General features: G+C 69.7%; 20 protein-coding genes. 6 read left to right on the top strand and 14 right to left on the bottom strand.

Features of this window, described 5'->3' with window-relative positions:
* Positions 1-29: 29 nt before the first annotated feature.
* On the top strand, positions 30-1,286 hold the full coding sequence (locus ACFXHE_RS08780) for an MFS transporter (protein WP_379381287.1): 1,257 nt from the start codon (positions 30-32) through the stop codon (positions 1,284-1,286).
* Here the strand turns inward: ACFXHE_RS08780 and ACFXHE_RS08775 are convergent.
* The 7 genes from ACFXHE_RS08775 to ACFXHE_RS08745 all read right to left on the bottom strand — a co-directional run bounded on the left by ACFXHE_RS08775 (position 1,262) and on the right by ACFXHE_RS08745 (position 10,013).
* Positions 1,262-3,130 (bottom strand): Na+/H+ antiporter, encoded by a 1,869-nt coding sequence (locus tag ACFXHE_RS08775; RefSeq protein WP_379381285.1) that lies wholly within the window; start codon positions 3,128-3,130, stop codon positions 1,262-1,264. The genes ACFXHE_RS08780 and ACFXHE_RS08775 overlap by 25 nt on opposite strands.
* Before the next feature lie 118 nt (positions 3,131-3,248).
* Entirely contained in the window at positions 3,249-3,614 is a 366-nt protein-coding gene (locus tag ACFXHE_RS08770) for a hypothetical protein (protein ID WP_379381283.1), read from the bottom strand.
* 409 nt (positions 3,615-4,023) lie between these two features.
* Complete coding sequence (locus ACFXHE_RS08765) at positions 4,024-5,358, bottom strand: pyridoxal-phosphate dependent enzyme (RefSeq protein WP_379381281.1); 1,335 nt, start codon at positions 5,356-5,358, stop codon at positions 4,024-4,026.
* Positions 5,358-6,779, bottom strand: coding sequence for a decarboxylase (locus ACFXHE_RS08760; RefSeq protein WP_379381279.1), 1,422 nt, complete (start codon positions 6,777-6,779; stop codon positions 5,358-5,360). The genes ACFXHE_RS08765 and ACFXHE_RS08760 overlap by 1 nt, the downstream gene beginning before the upstream one ends.
* The gene (locus tag ACFXHE_RS08755) at positions 6,776-8,026 is read right to left on the bottom strand and encodes a heavy-metal-associated domain-containing protein (protein ID WP_379381408.1); all 1,251 of its coding nucleotides are present in this window, start codon (positions 8,024-8,026) and stop codon (positions 6,776-6,778) included. The genes ACFXHE_RS08760 and ACFXHE_RS08755 overlap by 4 nt, the downstream gene beginning before the upstream one ends.
* Before the next feature lie 2 nt (positions 8,027-8,028).
* Positions 8,029-9,309, bottom strand: a complete 1,281-nt coding sequence (locus ACFXHE_RS08750; protein ID WP_379381277.1) for an aminotransferase class V-fold PLP-dependent enzyme — start codon at positions 9,307-9,309, stop codon at positions 8,029-8,031.
* Between the two features lie 128 nt (positions 9,310-9,437).
* The gene (locus ACFXHE_RS08745) at positions 9,438-10,013 is read right to left on the bottom strand and encodes a DUF2599 domain-containing protein (protein ID WP_379381275.1); all 576 of its coding nucleotides are present in this window, start codon (positions 10,011-10,013) and stop codon (positions 9,438-9,440) included.
* 237 nt (positions 10,014-10,250) lie between these two features.
* Here ACFXHE_RS08745 and ACFXHE_RS08740 point away from each other — a divergent pair, with 237 nt between their 5' ends.
* A complete protein-coding gene (locus ACFXHE_RS08740; RefSeq protein ID WP_354833010.1) occupies positions 10,251-10,709 on the top strand; it encodes a hypothetical protein in 459 nt (152 codons plus the stop codon).
* Positions 10,710-10,798: 89 nt separating this feature from the next.
* On the opposite strand, the gene ACFXHE_RS08735 is transcribed toward ACFXHE_RS08740, so the two are convergent.
* Positions 10,799-12,529: a GMC oxidoreductase gene (locus ACFXHE_RS08735; protein ID WP_379381273.1), complete on the bottom strand. Its 1,731-nt coding sequence runs from the start codon at positions 12,527-12,529 to the stop codon at positions 10,799-10,801.
* Positions 12,530-12,629: 100 nt separating this feature from the next.
* On the opposite strand from ACFXHE_RS08735, the gene ACFXHE_RS08730 reads away from it, so the two are divergent.
* Entirely contained in the window at positions 12,630-13,307 is a 678-nt protein-coding gene (locus ACFXHE_RS08730) for a MerR family transcriptional regulator (RefSeq protein ID WP_379381271.1), read from the top strand.
* A 20-nt stretch (positions 13,308-13,327) separates the two neighbouring features.
* Here ACFXHE_RS08730 and ACFXHE_RS08725 read toward each other — a convergent pair whose 3' ends face one another.
* The 4 genes from ACFXHE_RS08725 to ACFXHE_RS08710 all read right to left on the bottom strand — a co-directional run bounded on the left by ACFXHE_RS08725 (position 13,328) and on the right by ACFXHE_RS08710 (position 17,679).
* The gene (locus ACFXHE_RS08725) at positions 13,328-14,698 is read right to left on the bottom strand and encodes a family 1 glycosylhydrolase (RefSeq protein ID WP_379381269.1); all 1,371 of its coding nucleotides are present in this window, start codon (positions 14,696-14,698) and stop codon (positions 13,328-13,330) included.
* Positions 14,699-15,018: 320 nt separating this feature from the next.
* Positions 15,019-16,341, bottom strand: a complete 1,323-nt coding sequence (locus tag ACFXHE_RS08720) for a glycoside hydrolase family 1 protein (protein ID WP_379381267.1) — start codon at positions 16,339-16,341, stop codon at positions 15,019-15,021.
* A 7-nt stretch (positions 16,342-16,348) separates the two neighbouring features.
* Positions 16,349-17,158: a class I SAM-dependent methyltransferase gene (locus ACFXHE_RS08715; RefSeq protein ID WP_379381265.1), complete on the bottom strand. Its 810-nt coding sequence runs from the start codon at positions 17,156-17,158 to the stop codon at positions 16,349-16,351.
* Positions 17,159-17,169: 11 nt separating this feature from the next.
* On the bottom strand, positions 17,170-17,679 hold the full coding sequence (locus tag ACFXHE_RS08710; RefSeq protein WP_379381263.1) for a hypothetical protein: 510 nt from the start codon (positions 17,677-17,679) through the stop codon (positions 17,170-17,172).
* Between the two features lie 108 nt (positions 17,680-17,787).
* Here ACFXHE_RS08710 and ACFXHE_RS08705 point away from each other — a divergent pair, with 108 nt between their 5' ends.
* From ACFXHE_RS08705 to ACFXHE_RS08695, 3 genes are all read left to right on the top strand, one after another.
* A complete protein-coding gene (locus ACFXHE_RS08705) occupies positions 17,788-18,546 on the top strand; it encodes an RNA polymerase sigma factor (protein ID WP_379381262.1) in 759 nt (252 codons plus the stop codon).
* Between the two features lie 116 nt (positions 18,547-18,662).
* Positions 18,663-19,112 (top strand): helix-turn-helix domain-containing protein, encoded by a 450-nt coding sequence (locus ACFXHE_RS08700; RefSeq protein ID WP_379381407.1) that lies wholly within the window; start codon positions 18,663-18,665, stop codon positions 19,110-19,112.
* 84 nt (positions 19,113-19,196) lie between these two features.
* Entirely contained in the window at positions 19,197-19,940 is a 744-nt protein-coding gene (locus ACFXHE_RS08695; protein ID WP_379381260.1) for an aquaporin, read from the top strand.
* Here the strand turns inward: ACFXHE_RS08695 and ACFXHE_RS08690 are convergent.
* Positions 19,937-20,908, bottom strand: a complete 972-nt coding sequence (locus tag ACFXHE_RS08690; RefSeq protein ID WP_379381258.1) for an aldo/keto reductase — start codon at positions 20,906-20,908, stop codon at positions 19,937-19,939. The genes ACFXHE_RS08695 and ACFXHE_RS08690 overlap by 4 nt on opposite strands.
* An 88-nt stretch (positions 20,909-20,996) precedes the next feature.
* Positions 20,997-21,746 (bottom strand): IclR family transcriptional regulator, encoded by a 750-nt coding sequence (locus ACFXHE_RS08685; protein WP_379381256.1) that lies wholly within the window; start codon positions 21,744-21,746, stop codon positions 20,997-20,999.
* Positions 21,747-21,758 lie beyond the last annotated feature (12 nt).

Below are 21,758 nucleotides of genomic sequence, written 5' to 3'. Positions count from 1 at the left end.
AGAGCGGCCGACAGGGGAGACTGTCGGTCATGGCGGATGGGATCGAGTGGCGGCCGGCGGATCGAGCGGCCGGGGTGAATCGGTTGTCGCCGCTGCGGTTCGTGATGGCGTTCGGTGTGGTGAGCATGCTCGCCGACGTCGTCTACGAGGGGGCGCGGTCGATCACCGGCCCGTATCTGGGCACTCTCGGCGCCTCGGCGGCACTGGTCGGCTTCGTCACCGGGGCCGGGGAGGCGGTCGCGCTGGTGTTCCGCCTCGTGACCGGCCCGTTGTCCGACCGCACCGGCCGGCACTGGGCATTGTCGATCGCCGGGTACGCACTGACAGTGGTGTCGGTGCCGCTGCTGGCGCTGGCGACCTGGCTGTGTCCCGCCGCGGGCCTGGTGGTCGCCGAACGGTTCGGCAAGGCCGTGCGCGCCCCGGCACGCGACACCATGCTCGCCCAGGCCGCCGGCTCGGGCATCGGGCGCGGCAAGGCGTTCGCGGTGCACGAGGCACTCGACCAATCCGGGGCGCTGCTGGGACCGTTGCTGGTCGCGGGCATGATCGCGCTCTCCGGCTTCCGGCTCGGATTCGCGGTACTCGCCATTCCCGGCGCGTTGGCGTTGCTCGCCCTGGCCTGGCTGCGGCGCGCGGTGCCCTGGCCGGTGGCCTACGAAACCGACCATCACGACGCCGGGACCACCGTGCGAGCCGATGGCGGGTTACCGGGCCGATTCTGGCTCTACGCGGCATTCACCGCGACCTCGATGGCCGGGTTCGCCACGTTCGGGGTGCTGTCGTTCCACCTGCAGGCCCGTCACGTGCTCCCCGACAGCTTGATCCCGGTCGCCTACGCCGCCGCCATGGGTGCGGCCGCACTGGCCGCACTCGCCTCGGGACACCTCTACGACCGGATCGGGTTGCGGGGGCTGGTGATTGCGCTGCCGCTGTCGGCGGTGGTGCCGCTGCTGTCGTTCTCGACCCATGCCGGTCCGGTGTGGGCAGGAGCCATCGTGTGGGGCGCGGCGATGGGCATCCACGAATCCACTTTGCGCGCCGCGGTCGCCGACATGGTCCCCGCCGCGCGCCGCGGCACCGGATACGGCGTGTTCACCGCTGTCTACGGTCTGGCCTGGCTGGCCGGCTCCACCCTGATCGGTGTGCTCTACGGTCATTCGGTGACCGCGGTCGTCGTGTTCACCCTCGCCACACAGGCGATCGCACTGATGTTGTTCGTGCCCTTGGCCTTCGGCCGCCCATCCCGCCGTCGACCTCGCGGTCAGCCCAGCAGTTCGTCCAGGTAGCACCAGCGCCAGGATTCACCGGGCTCGACGCTGCGCATGACCGGGTGACCGGTGTTGTCGAAGTGCTTGGTGGCGTGATTGCCGGGGGAGGAGTCGCAGCAGGCGACGTGACCGCAGTCCAGGCACATGCGCAGGTGGACCCAGACCAGGCCCTCGTCGAGGCATTCACCGCACGCGTCGGGGGTGTCGGGAGTGCGGACGCAGGGAGCCTCGCGCAGGTGCTCGCAGGCGCCGGCGGTGACGGGGGAGCTCAGGGGGGTGCCAGCGTCCTCCTCGGCCTCGGCGACCCGGTCGATGGTGGACTCCTCGATGTCGAGGGTGGCCATGACCGCCTGCAGGACCTCCTGATCGACCTGGCCCGAATCACGGATGCGCAGCACGGTTTCGCGTTCGGCGGCCAGCATGGCCAGGCGCAGGCGCCGGTACTCACCGCTGGGGGTGACGCGCTGGGATTCGGAGCGGCCCAGCAACTCCCACGCCGCCTGGGCGCGCACCACCACGCGGTTGCGCAGGGCGTCGACCACGTCCGGCGGGGTTTCGGGGGCGATGTTCTCCTCGAGCGCCTTCAGTCCCGCGACGGTGGCCTGTTGCAGCAGATTCGCTTCCTGCAGGAGGTCTTCGGCCTGGCTGGGCCCGCGCAACCGCAGCACCCGTACCAGCCACGGCAGCGACAAGCCTTGCAGCAGCAGCGTTCCGCCCACCACCACGACCGCCAGCAGCCGCAGCGTCGCCAGCTCCGGGGTATCGCCGGGCAGCAGCAGCGCCGCGGCCAGCGTCACCACCCCGCGCATGCCCGCCCACGCCACCACCGCCGGACCGGTCCACTCCGGCTTGGGTTTCCCCTGCCGCCGCCCTTCGACCCGCCAGGCCGCGTAGGTCGCCGGGAACACCCACACCGGGCGCGCCACGATCACCGTCACCAGCACCGCCGCACAGGTCCACAGCAGCGTCGAATGCGACAGCCCGCTGTGCCAGGCATCCTCGACCAGATGCCGCACCTGCAAGCCGATCAGCAGGAAAACCGCGCTCTCGAGCAGGAATTGGATGGTGCGCCAGTTGGTGTGCTCGGCGATGCGCGAGGCCGCGCTCTGCCACTGCGGGGCGCCGTGACCCAGGATCAGGCCACAGGTCACCACCGCGATCACACCCGAGGCGTGCACCCCTTCGGCGGGCAGGTACGCGATCCACGGCGCCAGCAGCGACACGCTCGTGTCCAGCACCGGATCGCTGATGCGCCGGCGCAGGAACGCCAGCACCATCGCCGCCACCCCGCCGATGAGCGCGCCACCACCGGCCGCGCCGACGAAATTCGCGCCCGCCTCCCACATCGTCACGCTGCCGGCCATGGCGGCCACCGCGGTGCGCAGGGTCACCAGCGCGGTCGCGTCGTTGAACAGCGACTCACCCTCGAGCAGCGTCACGATCCGGCGCGGCATTCCGACCCGGCGCGCCACCGCCGTGGCCGCCACCGCATCGGGCGGGGCCACGATCGCCCCGATCGCGACCGCCGCCGAGAACGGCACCGGCAGCAGCCAATACACCACCCCGCCCACCGCGAACGCGGTGAACAGCACCAATCCCACCGACAGCAGGGTGATCGTGGTTTTCTTCGGCCGGAAGTCCACCAGCGACGTGCGGATCGCCGTCGTGTACAGCAGCGGCGGCAGCAACCCCAGCAGCACCAGCTCGGGTGCGACATCGAACTCCGGCACCAGCGGCAGATACGAGCCGATCACCCCGGCGACGGTGAGCACGAACGGCTCACCCAGCCCCAGCCGGCGCGCACCGGCCGCCAATGCGACCGCCACCGACACCAGCAATACGAGTCCGAACGCCCACTCCACGAGATCATCCTGCCAGCCGCCATGACCCATTCCGGCATCGGCTCGCCACCAGCGAACAACCCCGCCCGCCATGGGCGTGCACGGACCCGGCCGGATTCACCCCGCCGGGCGACCGGAGCTACTCCGCGTGGCCGGACCGCGACCGGGTGATCGCGAAAACGCCGAACCGGGCGGCCAGCGCCACCAGCCACAGCACCACACCGACGAGGTTGAACACCGTCCCGCCATCGGTATAGGTACCGATCAGGATGGAGACGACACCCGCCGAGAAACACACGACGGTGGCGGCATGACAGACGGTCAGAGTGATGCGCAGGTCGGTGTCCGGACCGGCGGCTGGCTCGATGCTGATGGTGAAACTCCTGGCAACGCTGGTGAATTCGACCCCCGGCACCTTAGCGCCCCGCACGCCGAAGTGCAGATTCCACGAGTTCACCGACTTCGCACCGGCGCCCGCCCCGATCCCGGTTACCCTGTTGCTCAACACGATTCGCGGGCGGGGGACCGAGCACGTGGACATCGATCACTACTGGCCACTGGCGGCCGCCCTCGAGGCGGCACTGCTGGGCGGCTGGCCCGTCGTCGTCGCACGCACCGCGCGGCCCGGAGAACACACTGGGCCACACCGAGAACCCACCAGGGCACGCGAAGAAGGCACTGAGCCACGCGGAGATTGGGCGCTGGTACTCACCCTGCTGCTGTGGGCCGCGCTCATCCCGGAGATCCTGCCGGTCCCCAGCGCCAACCTGGTGACCGAACTCCCCGGATTCATGCTGATGTACGGCGGCGCCGCGGTATTGGCGCGCGCAGCGGTGCGCATACGCGGCCTGGGCTGGCCCGCCCCGCACTGGCCGCCGCCATCAGGGCCGCCCGAGAAGCGGCTGCCCCCTAGCTCATTCGGGTCGCGGCGCGGATTCCATGGGTTTGCCCGCATCCCGCCACGCGGTGATGCCGCCCGCGAGGCTGTGCGCGTCGTACCCGGCGCGGCGGGCCAGGGCCGCGAAGCGCCGCGACACCTCACCGACCGGGCAGACGAAAACCACGGGGCGCGAACGCGAGAACGGGACGCCCTGGGTGAGCATGTCGTCGAGGTGGTCATCGCGGATGTTCACCGCGCCCGGAACATGCGCGATCCGGTAGGCCATCGCGCCCCGGGTATCGACGATGGTCGGGCGGGCCGTGCGGTCGAGCTGCTCGAGCTCATCGGGGGACAGCACCGGGGTGGCCGACAATTCGGCCGCGGTCGGGGCCGGCGCGCGCCCGGGTTTGCCGAACAGTTCCGGGCGGCGTTTGCGGATGTAGGACAGATACGGTTCCAGGCGGTCGCAGACGATGACCACCGCGACGAGCGGATCGGCCTGAGCGGCAGGCTGTTCCAGGGTCCCGAGGAACTCGAGGGCCGCGGCATAGGTCGCGCCGCTGGTGGGTCCGGCGAGCACACCGTGCCCCGTGGCCAGTTCGAGCGTCGCGTCGACCGCGCGCCCGGCCTGGACCGCCATGATGCGGTCGTAGAAATCGGGCTGGAACAGGCCCACATCCCACATCTCGGTCTCCGAGCGGATACCGGGAATGAAATCGGAGCGCTCCGACACCACCGCGATCGTCTTCAACTCTGGATTGTGCTTGCGCAGAAACGTCGCCGTGCCGCGCGTCGACCCGGTGGTGCCCAGCCCGCCGACCAGATAGTCGACCCGGGTGATGCCGTCGCGCGCCAGATCCTCGTGGATCTCCCGCCCGGTTCCGTGATGGTGCGCCTCGATGTTCTTCTCGCTGGTGTACTGCGACGGGTGATACCAGCCCCCGGGCGTGCGCGCCATGGTCGATTCGATGACCGAGTACACGTCGTTGGGCGCGGTCGGGTCCGGGCACTCCGACAATCCAGGCAGCTCCTCGATGTCGGTGCCCAGCAACTGCAACAGCTCCCGCACCTCGGCGACCCTGATCCGATTGGTCACCGCCCGCAACCCGATCCCGTGCATGGCCGCCAGAATGCGCAGCGCCTTGGCGGTATTGCCGCTCGAGGCCTCGATCAACGTCTTCTTCTGCGCGACGATGTCATCCAGGTCGTCGCGGATCATGCCCCACGCCACCCGGTCCTTCACCGACCCGAACGGGTTGTAGAACTCCAGTTTCGCGTACAGCTCCACGTGCGCGAGCCCGTGCACGGCCGGATCCAGCCGCAGCAGTGGGGTATTGCCGATCAGCTCGGTGATGTGGTCGTAGCGCATCAGTGCACCTCGTGCCAGTCGACGTCGCGGCCCACCGAAAACGTCCCGGACCGCTGCACCACCGCCAGTTTCGGCGGCACCGGATGCATGGACGCACGCGCTGCCGACAAATCCATGTGGTAGGCGGCGGTATTGGGGAAGACGACGAAGTCCCCGGGAGCGGGCAGCCGCGGCAGCCACACCTTGTGATTGGTGATCAGATCCCGCTCCAGACACAAACGCCCGGCCAGGAACACCCCCACCGCACCGGAATTCGCGCCGGGGAAATCGCGAGTGGGGACCAGGATCGGGTCCACCATCACCTCCTGATCGGCCGGGGTGACGGTATCGCGACTCAGATCCAGATTCACCAGCGTACTGCCGTCCGCGGTCTCCTTCACGAATTCCACCCGCGCCACCGTGATTCCGGCATGATCGACCAGCGCCTTGCCCGGCTCCAGCCAGATCTCGATCGAGTTCTCCCCAGCCACCTGTGCAAAAGTGCGGCCCCCGTGGGATTCCAGCCCCGTATCCAGCAGGTCCGCCAGCATCCGGTCGGCACTCACAATGTTGGCGTATTTGTGAAAAACCGGTGTCCCGTGCACCGCGCCGTCCTCGAGATGGAACCCGAAGGTGTTGCCGCCCCACGTCATCGGCTCACCACGCCCCACCAGCGATTCCCGCAACGCGTGCACATACGCATCGAACGCATCCGCGTCCGCGGTGAACACCTGCCGGAACCCGCCTCCGATATTCAGTACCGACGGCGCGAGCCCATACCCGTAGGCGCGCTCGGTCAACGCCAGGCAACTCTCCACCGCCCGCACCCGCTCGGCCGGTTCTCCGGAATCCAGGTGAAAGGCGAACCCGCGGAACTCGATCCGCTCCCGCTGCGCCGCCAGCAGCGCCAGCACGGCATCGACGCAATGCAGCGGCACCCCGAACCGGCTGACCGGCGTCCCCGCGAACCCGCACACCCGCACCAGCACCGGCACCCGCGTCGGCGCCAGCGCTGCAATGCGTTCCAGCTCCCACGCATTGTCCACGTTGATCGTCACCCCGCTGCCCACCAGCTCCCGCACGAACCCCTCACCCTTGGGTCCGGTCACCTCGATCCGCTCGGGCTCGAACCCCGCCTTCAACGCACTGTCGAGCTCCGCCGCCGAGGCCACATCGATCCCGGCGCCCGCCGCCCGCGCCGCCTCCACGAATATCCGCGACTGATTCACCTTGTGCGCGTAGCAGATCCGGAAACCCGGCACCCGGGCGGCCAGCGCCGCGCGCAGCCGCTCCAGGTTATCCGCGAACACCTGCGGAAACACCAGATGCGCAGGCGACCCGAACTCGGCCACCGCGTCGGCCACCGCGTGCGGCGCGGCCACGAACTCCCGCACCAGCGCATGCATCTTCGCCGGCATTCCCGGCGATGCGGCAGCCGTCATACGGCGGATTCGCTGGTCGCGGGTGTGGCCGCGGTCGGGTTGTAGCCGCTGTCGCGCAAGGCCTCGAACACGCGATGGCGGTTGCGGGGGCTGCGGAACTCCGCGACCACCCGCTTGCTGTTCAGGTCGATGTCCTGCACGCCCACGCTCATCGACTCCAGCACCCCGGTGATGGTGCGGATGCAGTGCTTGCAGGTCATGTCGGGCACATAGAACACCTGGTCCTCGGCGGCGAGTTCCGCGGTGTCCGAACCGGTGTCGGCCGCCACCTCGGCGACGGTGACCCGGTCCACGATGCGGGTGAACACCTCGGTGAACGTGTCGATCACCACCGGCAGAATGCTGTAGTGCTCCCCGTCGAGCTGATGCGGCATGGCCGCCAGGCACGCCGGGCGCGTTCCGGGAGGCAGCAGCGCGTACTGGCGCGAGATCAGATCCAGCTCGTCGTGGTATTTCGTGATGGCCTCGGCCACGGTCAAACCCTCGGTGTGGGTGGCGCGGCGCATGACCCGGTGCGCGTCCTCGATGGTCATGTCCTTCATTGCACGCAGCGTCGCCACCGTCTCGGCCGAATACCGTACGGTCCCATCAGGTTGGGTGGTCAGCCTCACCGCGATCATGCCGCGCCGGTAGCTCGAGGCCTGCAGCTCCCAGAACCAGCGCGTCGCCACCGCGCCGTAGATCCCCGAATCCCGCATGCCGACCGCGAATTCGGCCGGCGTCCGATACGGCGTCCACCGCGCCAGCAGCGCGTGCTGGGCCAGCGCTCGCCCCGCCGCCTCGATGCCCACCCGGAAGATCTCGAACGGCTCGTGGTCGGTGGTGGTGCCCTCGAGTACCGCCTCGTCGCGCGGCGTCAGCTCCGAGATGCGCTGGGCCAGTGCGGTATCGGCCTGCAGCGCGTGCCACAGCGTCAGTACCGTCTCGCGCATGGCGATGGGCACGATCGCGCCCAGACCACCCACCCGGTAGTGCCCGGCATTGGGGATCCCGTCGCTGTCGGTCCAGGCGATGCGATGGGTCGCGCTGGTCACCTGGTCGGCGCGACACGGGCGCATGAACCGTTCCAGGTACAGCCGCTGTGACAGCGTCAGGTGCGAGCCCGGTTCCGATTGCAGTGCCGCGCAGGTGTATTCGACGCGCCGCGGCGGCGGCAGCACCGGGGGCGCGCCCAGGCCGGGCCGGGCCAGCGCGGCCAGCACCCGGGAGGCGGCACGCCGGTCGTAGCGGGGTTCGGGGCCGGACATGGTCAAGAGACCTCCTCGGCAATCGTGGCGACACACTCGGTGAACCGGTCGATCTCGTCGACGGTGTTGTAGACGTGGGTGCTGACCCGCACCGAGTCCTCGTCCATCGGCACATCGTCGGCGGGCACGCAGTGCGCACCGGTGCGCACCAGGAACCCGAGCTCGCTCAGCACGAACCCGAGATCGGTGGCGCTGATCCCGTCCAGGGTGAAAGACACGATCCCGTAGCCGGTTTCGCACGGCGCGTGCGCTGGGCCCGGCAGGAACTCCACGCCCGGTATCGGGCGCAATCCCGCGATCAGCCGCTGCGTCAGCGCTCGATTGTGGGCCGCGACGGCATCCAGGCCCAGGTCGTCGAGCACCTCGAGGGCAGCGCCGAGCGCGAGGATGCCGGGGATATTGTGGGTGCCGCCCTCCAGCAACTGTGGCATCGAACCGGCCAGCAGCCCCGAATCACCCAGCGACACCGCCGAATTGCCGCCCGGCAGAAACGGTGTCAGTTCTACGTGGCGCCGGCGGCGGCAGTACAGCACGCCGGTCCCGGGCGCGCCGAACATCTTGTGCGCGGAGAACACCGCGAAATCCGCGTCCAGCTCCGCCACCCGCACCGGCAGATGCCCGCCGGACTGGCTGCAGTCGAAACACAGCGCGATCGCCGGATCGATGCGCCCGCGCAACTCCTCGAGGGTGGTCAGCGCCCCGAACACGTGATGCAGATGCCCCACGGTGATCAGCCGGGTGCGCGGGGTGATCCGCGCGGCCACATCCTCGACATCGGCCTCGCCCAGCTCGGTGACCCGGTAGGGCACCAGCCGGATCGTGCGCCCGAACCCGCCCAGCAACCGCCGCAGGTGATGCCACGGATACACGTTCGAGGCGTGATCGCGTGGGCTGTAGAGGATTTCGTCGCCGTCGCGCAGCGTGGTCAGCCCCCACGACAGCGCCACCGCATTGAGACCGGCCGTGGACCCGCCGGTGAACACCACCTCATCCGGTGCGGCCCCGATGAATTCGGCCATCCGCTCGCGCACCGTCTCGATGCGATGGGTGAGGCTGCTCGCCCACGGGTAGGTGCCGCGTCCGGCATTGGCGGTGCGTTCACTGTGATAGCGGTGCACCGCGCGGATCACCGGCAGTGGCTTCTGGGTGGTGGACGCCGAATCGAGGTAGATGTCGGAGGTTTCGGTCAGCGCGGGGAAGAGCCTGCGCAGGGGCGGTCGCGCCGGTCCCCGGGCGGCGGCGGGCGGCGTTGGCGTAGAGGTCGCGGCTGCGGAGACGCGCACCGGAACCCTCCCTCCCAGGAGTTCGCGCTGGACGTCACCAACGATACGCACATTTGCCGGTGCGCTCGAAGGTTCTCGCGGGCAACCGCTTTCGTCGGTACGGCTTCGTTACCGCATCGAACGACCGCTCAGCGGTCGGGTCCGCCCGGATTGCACAGGGCCGCCACGGTCGCGTCATACCCCACCGCCAGACGCCACGGTTCGAGATTCCAGCTGGTCTTGTCCGGTTGGACCACCCGTGCCCACTCCCAGTGACAGCGGAACTGGTCGTACATGCCGGGGGAATCGGCGTCGGGCGCGGAGGTGAGCACCTCCTGCCAGGCCCGCCCCAGCGCGGCGGGGAAGGTGTCGGAACGCCCGGCCTGGGTCGGATAGACCCGCAACCGGCGGCCGTCGGAATCGTCGGACCATTGGGTGTGGTCGATGAGCGGCTGATCCGGGAACGGATCCACCGCCGGCACCCCGGGCGTGGTCGGCGACGGATTCGCGATCGGCGCGGACGAACCGGTGGGCTGGGGTGTGTCGGTGGCCTGCGAGGAGGCGGTGGGCGGGGAACCGGCGACCGTCGAGGGGTGCGGCGCCAGCGTCAGCGAACTCACCACCACCGGCGGCGAATCCTCGGCCGCCCCGCAACCGGTCAGTACCAGTGTCAGCGCGAGCACAGGTGGGCCACCCGCGAGCTTCCAGCGCCGCCGCATGGGCATTCGCCCCTTTCTTCCGATCCGTCGGGCCTGGATCCGACGCTACCAGCGGTGATTACGCACATACCGTACTCGCGAGTAGATAGGAACTTCGGCGTTCCGAATCCGCCCGCGCTGGTGCATTGGCCCAGACAGCACCTACGATGTCACGCGCAGGGCGGTTCGTGAAAGAGAGGACCGTCCGGCACCCTTGGTACCGGATGGTTGCTGACTGGCAGGGGAACAATGAACGCCGCGACTGTGAAATTGCTTGTGTGGGAGTGCGACAACACCCTGTGGGACGGGGTGGTCTGCGACTCCACCGCAGGCGCGCTGCGCGCCGAGGCCGCGCGCTCGCTGCGCATCCTCAACGAGCGCGGCGTCATGCACGCCGTCGCCTCCCGCGGCGAATGGGCCTGGACGGTAGAGCAATTGCGCCGCCACGGCGTGGCCGAGCGCTTCGCCGCCGTCGAGGTCGGCTGGGGCCGCAAGTCCGCGGCCATCACCCGCATCGCCGAAACCCTGGGCGTGGGCCTGGACCAGGTCGGCTACATCGACGCCGAGCCGCTCGAGCGCAGCGAGGTCGCCCACGCTCTGCCGCAGGTGCGCTGCTACGCCGCCCGCCATGTGGATGTGCTTGCCGCGCTGCAGGAATTCCGTGCCCCCGTCGGCGACGTCCCGCCGCCCACCTCCCCGATGGCCCACATCCACGCCCGCTGACCAGCGCGGTGTCACAGCACTGACCAGCGCGACGTCACAGGCCCGCCGATCGGAAACGATCGACGGGCCTGCGCTGTAGCCGGTGTGGATCAGGCGGGGGTGGATTCGGTCCCGCCGCTGCGGATCTCGACGATGGGCAGCACCAGCGCCGCCGGGGCGGTCGCCGGGACCATCGGCTGCACCGGTGCAACGGGTGCAATGCGGGCGTAGCCCGCGGCCTGCGACGGGCGGGTGTCGGCCTCGCCCTTGTTGGGCCACAGCGCCGCCGCGCGCTCGGCCTGCGCGGTGATGGTCAGCGACGGGTTCACGCCCAGGTTCGCCGAGACCGCCGCGCCGTCGACCACGCTCAGGGTCGGATAGCCGTAGACGCGGTGGTAGGGGTCGATGACACCGTGGTCGGCGTCCGCGCCGATCGCCGCGCCGCCCAGGAAGTGGGCGGTCAGCGGGATATTGAACACCTCACCCCAGGAACCGCCGGCGACACCGCCGATCTTGTCCGCGACGGCGCGGGTGACCTGGTTGCCGACCGGGATCCAGGTCGGATTCGGTTCGCCGTGACCCTGTTTGGAGGTCAGCTTGCGCCCGAACAGGCCCCGCTTGGTGTAGGTGGTGATGGAGTTGTCCAGATGCTGCATGACCAGCGAGATGATGGTGCGCTCGCTCCAGTTGCGCACCGACAGGAACTGCAGCAGCGTCAGCGGGTGCAGCAGCACCGTCCACAGGAACCGCAGCCAGCGCGGGATCTTGCCGCCGCCGTCGACCATGAGCGTCTGCAGCAGGCCCATCGAGTTCGAGCCCTTGCCGTAGCGGACCGGCTCGATGTGGGTGTCGGGGGTGGGATGGATGGAGGAGGTGATGGCCACGCCGCGGGTGAAGTCCACATCCGGGTTCACCTTGCGGGTGGCCGCGCCCACGATGGACTCGGAGTTGGTGCGGGTCAGCACGCCCAGCCGCGCCGAGAGCTGCGGCAGCACGCCCTTGTCACGCATGGCGAACAGCAGCTGCTGGGTGCCGCGGGTGCCGGCGGCCAGCACCACGTGCTTGGCGGTGTAGGTCTTGGGCTGTTTGCGCAGCCAGGCGCCGGTGCGCTCGGTCTCCACGTCCCAGGTGCCGTCGGGCAGCGGGCGCACGGTGGTGACCGTGGTCATCGGGAAGACCTGCGCGCCACCCTTTTCCGCCAGGTACAGGTAGTTCTTGACCAGGGTGTTCTTGGCGTTGTGGCGGCAGCCGGTCATGCACTCGCCGCATTCGATGCAGCCGGTGCGGTCCGGGCCCGCGCCGCCGAAGAACGGGTCGGGCACGGTCTTGCCGGCCTCGCCGAAGAACACGCCGACCGGGGTCTGCACGAAGGTGTCGCCCACCCCCATGTCCTCGGCGACCTGCTTGAACACCTCGTCGGCGGGGGTCATGTGCGGGTTGGTGACCACGCCGAGCATCTTGCGGGCCTGGTCGTAGTAGGGCATGAGTTCGTCGTGCCAGTCGGTGATCTCGCGCCACTGCGGGTCCTGGAAGAACGGGGCCGGGGGCACGTAGAGGGTGTTGGCGTAGTTCAGTGAGCCGCCGCCCACGCCCGCGCCCGCGAGGATGAGGACATCGCGCAGCGGGTGGATGCGCTGAATCCCGAAGCAGCCCAGCTTCGGCGCCCACAGGAACTTGCGCAGGTCCCAGCTGGTGTCGGGGAGCTGGTCGTCGGCGAATCGCTGACCGGCCTCGAGCACACCGACGGTGTAACCCTTCTCGGTGAGGCGCAGTGCGCTCACACTGCCGCCGAATCCTGACCCGACGATCAGCACGTCGAAATCGGTGTCGCGTTGGGTCATGGATTCTCCCTTGTCGTCGTCGACAGTGTGGCGGCGGTTACGCTAATGCGGACAGTTGTAACTGTCAACGTTCGCCGGTAGCGGTATCTATGCTGTTCGGGTGGATCGATACAGCCGTCTGCAACTCGCCGAACTCAGCGGAGTGGCCGCCCGCACCATCCGGTACTACCACTCGGTCGGCGTGCTGCCCAGGCCCGGCCGGGCCGGCAAGGAAGCCGTCTACGGTCCCGAACACCTCGAACGGCTGCACGCCATCACCGCCATGCAGGCGCGCGGGCTGCGTCTGGACGCGATCCGCGAGGTGTTCGAGGCCGAGGTACCCGGCGACGGTGACTGGCGTGAGGTCTTCGATCCGCGCTACAGCGCCGAGGCCGACACCGGCACCGTCCTCGACGACGAGGCCCTGACCGAATTGCTCGGCGATCGCCGCCCCGAGATCCTCGACGATCTGCTCGATGCGGGCTACCTCGAGCGCGCCGGCGAGCGCTGGCGGGTGCCCGAACCGGCCATGCTCACCGGAGCGCTCATCCTCTACGACGTCGGCACCGACATCGCCCTGTCGGGCGTGCTGCGCAAGCTGATCCGCGCCCATATCGCCACCCTGGCCGACGAGATGATCCGCGTCATCCGCGAGGCCGCGGGTGCGGAGTACAGCGGCGAGGGCGTCGACCTGGATCTCGATCGTTTCCGCGACCGGTTCCGGGCCGCGGCCCGGGAGGTCGGCGGGGTCACCCTGGTGGAGGAGATCGAACGCGCGGTGCGTGAACTCGACCGCTGAACCCCGCCGCGGCGGCTGTGTCAGGGCGCGGGGGCCGGGGCCACGCTGGGGACGGTGACGGGGGAGTCGCAGCTGGCGGGCGGATCCACCAGGTGGCAGTCCGAGGGGAAGCGCACCGGCTCGTAGCCGGCGGGCACGCCGCCCGCGGTGATGATCTGGCGATAGGTGCCCACGGCGTCGGTGGGCTTGCGGGTCAGGCTCGGATCGGTGAGCACGTCGACGGTGTAGAGGCCGAAACGTGGTGTGTAGGAACCCCACTCGTAGTTGTCGGTGAGACTCCAGTAGTTGTAACCGACGAGGTTCATGCCGTCGGCCTTGGCACGCTGCAGCCAGTAGACGGTGTCGCGCAGGTGATCCGAGCGGGTGTAGCCGTCGGCGCGGGGTGCGCCGTTCTCGGTGGGCATCCCGTTCTCCACCACCCACAGCGGCTTGCCCGGGAATTTCTGCGAATAGTGTTGCAGCGCATAGTAGATGCCCTCGGGCCGGATGGGCAGCTCCCACATCCCGGGCGGCGGTGCGGCCGAACCGTCGGGCAGGTTGACGGCATTGGTCTTGGGCGGCTCGAGGCCGAAGTAGTAGTCCACGCCGATGAAGTCGAGCTTGTCGCCGATGCGGTCCATGAGCGGGCCGTTGACCTGCGACTCCGAACCGGCCACGTACCCGACGTTGCTGGTGACCATCGCCTTGGGCTGCACCTGGTGGATGTAGTCGTAGATCTGGTTGTGCACCTGGGCGACCTTGTCGAGCATCTGGTCGGCGTCGGTATCGTTCTGGCGCACCTCGTGCATGATGTAGGCGACCGGCTCGTTCACCGTGACCCACACCGGATTTCGTGAGGCGTAGCGGTCGACCACCTTGCGGGCATTGGCCAGCCAGTCGTCCACCATGCCCGGATTGCGCCAGCCGCCGCGCTCGGCCTCCCAGCCCGGATACACCCAATGGTCCAGTGTCAGCATGGGTTCCATGCCGTTGGCCACGATGTCGTCGACGAGCCGGTCGTAGAAGGCGAACCCGTCCTCGTCCCAGACCCCGGGCTCGGGCTGCAGCCGCGCCCATTCGATGCCGATGCGGAACACCTTCGACCCCAGGCTCGCGGCCAGGGCGATGTCGCCGGGGTAGCGGGAGCGGAAGTCGATGGAGTCGCGGTAGCGGTCCCAGCCGGGATTGGCGTCGATGTAGTGCATCCAGTTGCTGTCGGGCGCATGCCCCTCGGACTGGAATCCCGATGCGGCCACGCCCCACAGGAAGTCCGGGCCCAGGCTGCCGCGCGTGCCGGCCGCGGCCGCGGGCGGGGGTGTGGCCGGGGTGGCGTGGGCGATACTCGCCACCGGGAGCAGCATCGCGGCGGCCGCGAGCCCGGCCAGGACGAGGCGGTGCAGTCGTCTGCGCATCGGGGCTCCTCCTCCGGGACGTGGTCGGAATGTCCCGAATCGGAGCGTAGCTGCCGGTTAACTGAATTTCGGGGCAGCGGCGGGCGTGTCGCGCTGTGCGACCGGTCTCCCCGAGCCCCGATCGGTGTCCGGTCTTCCGGTCCGGAAAACCCGTTCGGAGCCGTCACCAGCCACTTTACCTGCCTGTGCGCGATCTGCGGTGTCGGTGGCGGGCGATGGACGGCTACTGCTTCGTGTCGTACCGGCCTGTGGCCCAAGCAGTTCCACGAGGGGGAGTCACGGTCCGGTGCAACCGGTCGGCTGCCGAGCGTGCTGCGGAGTCAACGGGGCAGGGTGACCGGGTCGGCGCAGCTGTCGAGGGCGTCCACCAGCGAGCAGGACGCGGGCGGGCGGGTCGGCAGGTAGCCGGCGGGCACGCCGGAGTCGTGGGTGATGGCGCGGTAGGCGTCCACGGCGTCGGTGGGGCGGCGCGTCAGGCTCGGATCGGTGCGCACATCCACCGTGTAGAGGCCGAAACGTGGTGTGTAGGAACCCCACTCGTAGTTGTCGGTGAGGCTCCAGTAGTTGTAGCCGATGACGTTCATACCGTCGGCCCTGGCTCGCTGCAGCCAGTAGACGGTGTCGCGCAGGTCGTCGGCGCGGGTGTAGCCGTCGGCGCGGGGTGCGCCGTTCTCGGTGGGCATGCCGTTCTCCACGATGTAGAGCGGCTTGCCGGGGAAGCGGTGGGCGAAGTGACGCAGCGTGTAATACAGGCCGTCGGCCTGTAGCGGCAGCTTCCACAGCGCCGACGAGGCGAAGTTGGTGTACTCGGCGGCCGTGTCGGGCGACAGACCGTAGTAGTAGTCGATGCCGACGAAATCCAGCTTGGCCGCGATCGCATCGAGCATGGCGCCGTTGACGATCGGGTCCGCGGCGGGCACGTAGGCGACATTGCTGGTCACCATGGCGTCGGCCTGGCGGGCGTGGATGTAGTCGTAGATGCTGTTGTGTGCCTGCGCGAGTCGCGCCTGCATGGCCGGCACGTCGGCGGCGGGCAGCCCGCCGTTGCGGACCTCGTTCATGAGGTAGGCGAAGGGCTCGTTGATGGTGACCCACATCGGATCGTCGCCGGCGTAGCGGTCGACCACCGTGCGCATGTTCGCCAGCCAGTCCTCGACCATGCCCGGATTCGCCCACCCGCCGCGATCGGCTTCCCATCCCGGGTACACCCAGTGGTCGAGGGTGATCATCGGCCGCATCCCGGCGGCCCGGATGGCCGCGATCACCCTGTCGTAGAAGGCGAATCCGTCCTCGTCCCACACCCCCGGCTGCGGCTGCACCCGCGCCCATTCGATACTGAGCCGGTAGGTGTCGACGCCCAGATTCGCGGCCAGCGCGATATCGGAGGCATACCGGTCGTAGAAGTCGACGCTGTCGCCGTAGCGGTCGTAATCCGGGTGGGTGTCCACATACCGGCGCCAATTGCTGTCGGGTGCATGGCCTTCGTTCTGGAACCCCGCCGCGGCCACACCCCAGTGGAAGTCGGCGCCCAGTGCGGGCAGGTCCGCTGCCGCGGGCGCCGCACCGGCCGGAGCGCCGGTCGCGAGCAAGACGCTGGCGGCGGCCAGGATGGCAACGGCATGGCGGCGGGAGTGCGTGCGCATGGGCTCCTCATTCGGCGGGCAGCGAATCGGGCAGGCGTCCGGCATTATTGCCGACGCGCGCCCACACAACCCGAGGTTCGACCGAATAGTCCGGTCCGGGCGCGACGTCGAGATAGCGGGAGGCTAACGCGCCCGCGGTCAGATCCGCCAAAACCACCCACCCGGTGTCGCGCAACAGCCGTTCGATACCGGTCGAAGCCTCCGGCGGCATATCGAAGACGATCTCGGCACCGCCGGGGCACTCCGACAGCATCCGCAATACCGACTCGACCGCCCGGTCCTGGCAGTGGGTGACGCCACCGGAGCCGAGGCTTCCGCCGCCGATACGACGCCGCCGCATGCCCGGCACTCCATGGAGACCATCGAATCCCGATGCGCGCCGGGCAAAGTCGGCCGCCTCGCGCGCCGCCGCCTCGCCGACTCCTGCCCGAGTGCCCGGATCCTCGGAGCGCGGATCCGCGAGGACGATGACGAACGCGGACTGCTCGGGACGGAATCCCGGTGTGTGTCGCGGGATTTCCGCGACGCGGGCCCCGGACGCCGCGTCGTTGCGCGACGCGGCGGGGTGGGACCGGCCGAAATCGGTTGTCGCCGCGCTGCTTCCGAAATCCTCGGCGGTGGCTCGGTAGACGTGGAGGCCGGGATAGGGATTGTGGGCGGCGAACGTGTCCAGTGCCGTGCCGAACACCACCACCTGGCGCGTCCCGGCGGAGACGGCGTCGGCCAGCCGATCCTCGGCGTAGCGCTGCCGGGCGGCCGCGAGCAGTCGCCGGCGCGCCCGGTCACACCGGGCGCGCGGGGTCTCGGTGGCGGACACGGCGAGGACGCTCACTCGGCGGGCTGGTCGCCGTGCGGATTCGGGCCCCAGCCCGGCCGGCCGGGGCCGCGATGCTGCGGGTGGTCCGGACCGCCCGGTTTCCCGGGCCCGCCGAAGGGCCGGCCCGGAATCTGCGGCATGCCGGGCATTCTCGCCCAGTCGGGCGGCTCCGGCATGGGCGGCAGCTGTGGCATCTCGGGCATGGGCGGCACCGGCGGGATCTGGATGCCCGCGGTGGGCCCGCCGAAGCGCTGGAACGCGGCTTGGCGTGAGGTGCCGAAGATTTCGCCGATCTCGGCCCAGGTGCGGCCCTCCTCGCGGGCCTGGCGGACCAGGGAGCGCAGCACATCGTCGACGACGCCGTCGAGGCTGCGGGCCGCGCGCAGCGCCGCCATGACCGACGGCGCGGGCTTGCCGTCGCCGGGCCGCAGCACCTCGGCGACGAATTCGGCATTGGTGGACAACAGTTTTGCCAGGACCACGCGTTCGTCGGCGGGGTCTCGGTGTCGGGGATCAGTCATATGTAAATGCTGCCTTTACGTGAAAGCGTCTGTCAAGGAACGATTTACACGCTCGCGGATACTGGTCATTAGCTGAAAGAGGGGCGGCGGGTTTGCCACGCCTATAACGTGTTCATCAGAGATCAGGAGGTGCTGGGTGAGGACACCGACGACATGACCGATCCCGAGAGATACGCGGCCGAGCACGAGCTGTTCGAGCTGGTCCGCAAGGCCGGATTCGAGGGCCCGACCTGGAAACTGCTGGCGGACAGTCTGGTTCGCCACGCATTGGCGGTGCTGGGGCCGTGGGTGCGCACCGGCTGGATTTTCTCGGTGGCCGAGCAGAAGCGCATGCCGCTGCGCCCGACCGCGCAGGAACGACTGCTGGTGGAGACCCGCTTCGCCGAGGACTTCGTGCAGGAGACCATCACCCGCGCGCTGGAGCGCTTCCGCCGCAATGCCCGCGACGGCGACGGCTGGAATGCCGACGGCGGCCTCGGCCTGGGCAGCTACTTCATCGGCGCGTGTGTACTGGCCTTCGTCGAGCACTTCCGCCGCAGCCGCCGCACCGGCGACCTCTATCGGTTCCAGGCCGCGGCCTCGGTGGCCATCGTGACCGAGGACGGCCCGGACCTGATGGAGGTGCTGGCCGCCACCGAGGACGTGGCCGGTGCGGTGGTGGACCGGCTGGCCTTCCGCAGCCGCCTGGCCGGGCTCGGCGACCGCGACCGCGGGCTGGTGTGGGGCAAGGCCATGGGCCTGACCGCTCGTGAGATCCAGCACCTGTTCGACTTCACGTCCGTGAAGGCGGTCGAACAGCGCTGGGCCCGACTGAAAGGCGACCAGGGCTGGATGACCGGCCTCGACGGTAAGGAGGCGGCCGAATGAGCCCCGACCACGCCCCGGACCCGGTGGCCCGCGTCGCCGAGCTGCTCGAGCGGTCCTCGCTGAACGCGCCCGCGCTGCAACGGCTCTACGCCCGCATCCCGCACCGCGCCGCCGAACTGGACGCCACCCCGACCACCGTCCCCGCGCCCGCGTCCGGATTCGCGGCCCGGCTCAACAGGCTCTTCGAGGTCGTGCATGCCCCGGGCGAGCGCCCGCACACCAATTCCGAGGTGGCCGCCCAGCTGACCGCGTGGGGCCACCCCATCTCCAAGCCCTATCTGAGCCAGCTGCGCTCGGGCGTGCGCACCGATCCCTCCCGCGAGACGATCGCCGCGCTGGCCCGCTTCTTCCGGGTCCGGTCGGCCTATTTCGCCGACGACGCCTACACCACCGCTGCCGACCGGGACTCGGAATTGATCGCCCGGCTGCAGTTCCACGGCCTGCGCAAACTGTCCACGCGGGCCTTCGATCTGAGCGAGGAGTCCCAGAACCTGCTGACCGCCATGGCCGATCGCCTGCGCGTCACCGAGGGTCTGCCCGAGGTGGGCGACGGCGGGGTCGATTGATCGCGGAACCCGGCCGCGCCTGATATACGAGATATCTTGCGGCGACGCGGTCCTGCGCAAGCGCCGGTCTGTCACTGTGTCCGGGTGCCGAACCGCGACCGTCCGCTGATCGATCCCGCCCCCGACACCGTGCCCGCCGAGGCCGGACTGTCGCTGGGGCGGCGCTCGGTGGCCGAGTTCGCCGGAACCGCGGCGCTGGCGGCGGTCGTGATCGGCTCCGGGATCGCGGCCGAACAGCTCTCACCCGGCGATCTCGGACTGCAGCTGCTGGAGAACTCCACCGCCAGCGCCTTCGGCGTGGCCGTGCTGATCCTGGCGTTCGGCCCGATCTCGGGCGCCCACTTCAATCCCGTGGTGTCACTGGCGGATTGGCTGGGCGGACGGCGGCAGCGGACCGGGCTCGGTACCCGGGAACTGGGAGCCTATGTGGCCGCACAGTGCGCGGGCGCGATCGTCGGCGCACTGCTGGCCAACGCCATGTTCGACCGCACTCCACTGCAGATCGCGACCCACCATCGCGTCACCGGCGGCCACCTGCTCGGCGAAATCCTCGCCGCCGCAGGCTTGATCGCCGTGGGCTTCGCCGCCGCCCGCCACGGCCGCGGTGCGAGCGCCGCAGCCGTGGCCGCCTACCTCGGCTCGGCCATCTGGTTCACCAGTTCGGGTTCCTTCGCCAACCCCGCACTCACCGTGGGCCGCATGCTCTCCGACTCCTTCACCGGCATCGCCCCAGCCTCGGTGCCCGCGTTCGCCACGGCCCAGATCCTCGGCGGCCTGGCCGGTTTGAGCCTGATGACGCTGCTGTACCGGCCGGCCGGAGCCGACTAGGGGTTGCGCGTGGTCGAGGGGACCGCGAAGGAGGTGCGGTCACCCGACCAGCCTTCGGGCGGGACCAGCTTGTCGAGCTCGGCGAGATCCTCGGCACTGAGCTCGACCGCGGCGGCCGCGGCATTCTCCAGAATGCGCGCCGCACGGCGGCTGCCGGGAATCGGCATGATGTCCGGTCCCTGGGCCAGCAGCCAGGCCAGCGCCAGTTGCCCGGCCGAGATGCCCAGGCGTGCGGCCAGGTCCCGCAGCGCCGCCACCTGTGCGAGGTTCTCGTCGAGATGCTCGCCCTGGAAGCGCGGGTCGTTGCGCCGGAAGTCGCTGTCGGCGACCGTTGCCGAATCCAGTGTGGCAGTGAGCAATCCGCGCCCGAGTGGACTGTAGGGCACGATCCCGACCCCGAGTTCGCGTGCCACCGGGACGATATCCCGCTCGGGCGCGCGCCACAGCATCGACCACTCGAACTGCACCGCCGCGATCGGATGCTCCGCCACCGCCTCCCGCAGTTGCTGCGCGGTGGCCTCGGAGATGCCCAGGTGCCGCACCTTGCCGGCCTTCACCAATTCCGCCATGGCTCCGACGGTCTCGGCCACCGGCACCTCAGGGTCGATCCGGTGCAGGTAGTACAGGTCGATCGCCTCGCGCCCGAGCCGCTGCAGCGATTCCTCGCAGTACCCGCGCACATGCTCGGGCCTGCCGTCGAGTCCCACGCCGGTCTCGGTCCGCACGATCCCGAACTTGGTGGCCACCAGGGCGTTCGTCCCCGCCAGCGCCTGCCCGACCAGCCGCTCGTTGTGCCCGCGCCCATAGCTCATCGCCGTATCGAACACGGTGATTCCCGCCGCCACCGCGTCCCGGATGGCCGCGGCGGACTCCGCGTCGTCGGCTGCCCCGTACCCCTGGGAGAACCCCATGCACCCCAGGCCGATCGCCGACACCGTCAAACCATTCCCGAGTCGCTGTTCCCGCATGCCGCCCATCGTGTCAGCCGCGCCCGCCCTCCACCAATCGGAACTCGAATGAAATTCATTGATTGCCAGATGGATCGGTGCATCCGGGTCAGTCGGCGGCGGCGAAACGGGCGGCGATGTCGGCGGCGGTGATCTTGGCCAGATCGACCAGGAACGGGAGCCGTTCGGGAATCATGAGCGTGGTCGTTCCGCGCAGCCCCAGCGCGAACCGGCAGGGCGCGCCGGGCGTCAGGATGGGGACGGCCAGCGTGCGGAAGCCCGGATCGAGCTCCTCGTCGTTGTAGGCGTAGCCGCGTTCGCGGGTGCGGACCAGCTCGCGCCGGAGTTCGGCCGGGGTGGAGACGGATCGGGCGGTGCCCTCGTCGTAGGGCAGCGCGGCCAGCTCGGCGTCGCCGGCATCGTTCCATGCCAGCAGGGTCTTGCCGAGCGCGCTGGCATGCAGCGGCAGCCGGACGCCCTGGAGCCGGTGGCCGTCGGTGTCGCGCCAGCGGCTGGTGGCCAGCAACACGGCGTGGATGCTGTGGCGCAAGGCGATCGAGACGCTCGCACCGGTGGTCGCGGCGAGCTGTTCGAGCGCGGGTTCGGCGAGGTAGATGCGGTGCTGGCGATAGGCGATCTGACCGTACCCGGCCAGTGCGCCGCCCATGCGGTAGCGGCCGGAATCCTCGCTCTTGTCCAGGAATCCGGCCTGCACCAGCACGGTGAGCAGCCGGTGGGTGGTGCTGACCGCCAGTCCCTGCTGTCGTGCGACCTCCGAGACGCCGCGCTCCGCACCGTCGCGGAAGCAGTCGAGGACCGACAAGGCACGGGCGACGGTCTGCACTCCGGAGGCTTCCACGGTTGGGACGGT

The organism is Nocardia sp. NPDC059229 (genome assembly GCF_042754165.1).
Lineage (GTDB): Bacteria > Actinomycetota > Actinomycetes > Mycobacteriales > Mycobacteriaceae > Nocardia.
The sequence above is the reverse complement of the archived record's forward strand: the minus strand, read 5'-3'. Positions and strand labels throughout refer to the sequence as shown.

Coding starts and splice junctions, on each gene's coding strand:
- ACFXHE_RS08780 (WP_379381287.1), top strand. CDS start 30: ATGGCGGATGGGATCGAGTGGCGGCCGGCGGATCGAGCGGCCGGGGTG.
- ACFXHE_RS08690 (WP_379381258.1), bottom strand. CDS start 20,908: ATGCGGGAACAGCGACTCGGGAATGGTTTGACGGTGTCGGCGATCGGC.
- ACFXHE_RS08755 (WP_379381408.1), bottom strand. CDS start 8,026: ATGTCCGGCCCCGAACCCCGCTACGACCGGCGTGCCGCCTCCCGGGTG.
- ACFXHE_RS08725 (WP_379381269.1), bottom strand. CDS start 14,698: ATGCGCAGACGACTGCACCGCCTCGTCCTGGCCGGGCTCGCGGCCGCC.
- ACFXHE_RS08765 (WP_379381281.1), bottom strand. CDS start 5,358: ATGCGCTACGACCACATCACCGAGCTGATCGGCAATACCCCACTGCTG.
- ACFXHE_RS08735 (WP_379381273.1), bottom strand. CDS start 12,529: ATGACCCAACGCGACACCGATTTCGACGTGCTGATCGTCGGGTCAGGA.
- ACFXHE_RS08710 (WP_379381263.1), bottom strand. CDS start 17,679: ATGACTGATCCCCGACACCGAGACCCCGCCGACGAACGCGTGGTCCTG.
- ACFXHE_RS08720 (WP_379381267.1), bottom strand. CDS start 16,341: ATGCGCACGCACTCCCGCCGCCATGCCGTTGCCATCCTGGCCGCCGCC.
- ACFXHE_RS08760 (WP_379381279.1), bottom strand. CDS start 6,779: ATGACGGCTGCCGCATCGCCGGGAATGCCGGCGAAGATGCATGCGCTG.
- ACFXHE_RS08745 (WP_379381275.1), bottom strand. CDS start 10,013: ATGCCCATGCGGCGGCGCTGGAAGCTCGCGGGTGGCCCACCTGTGCTC.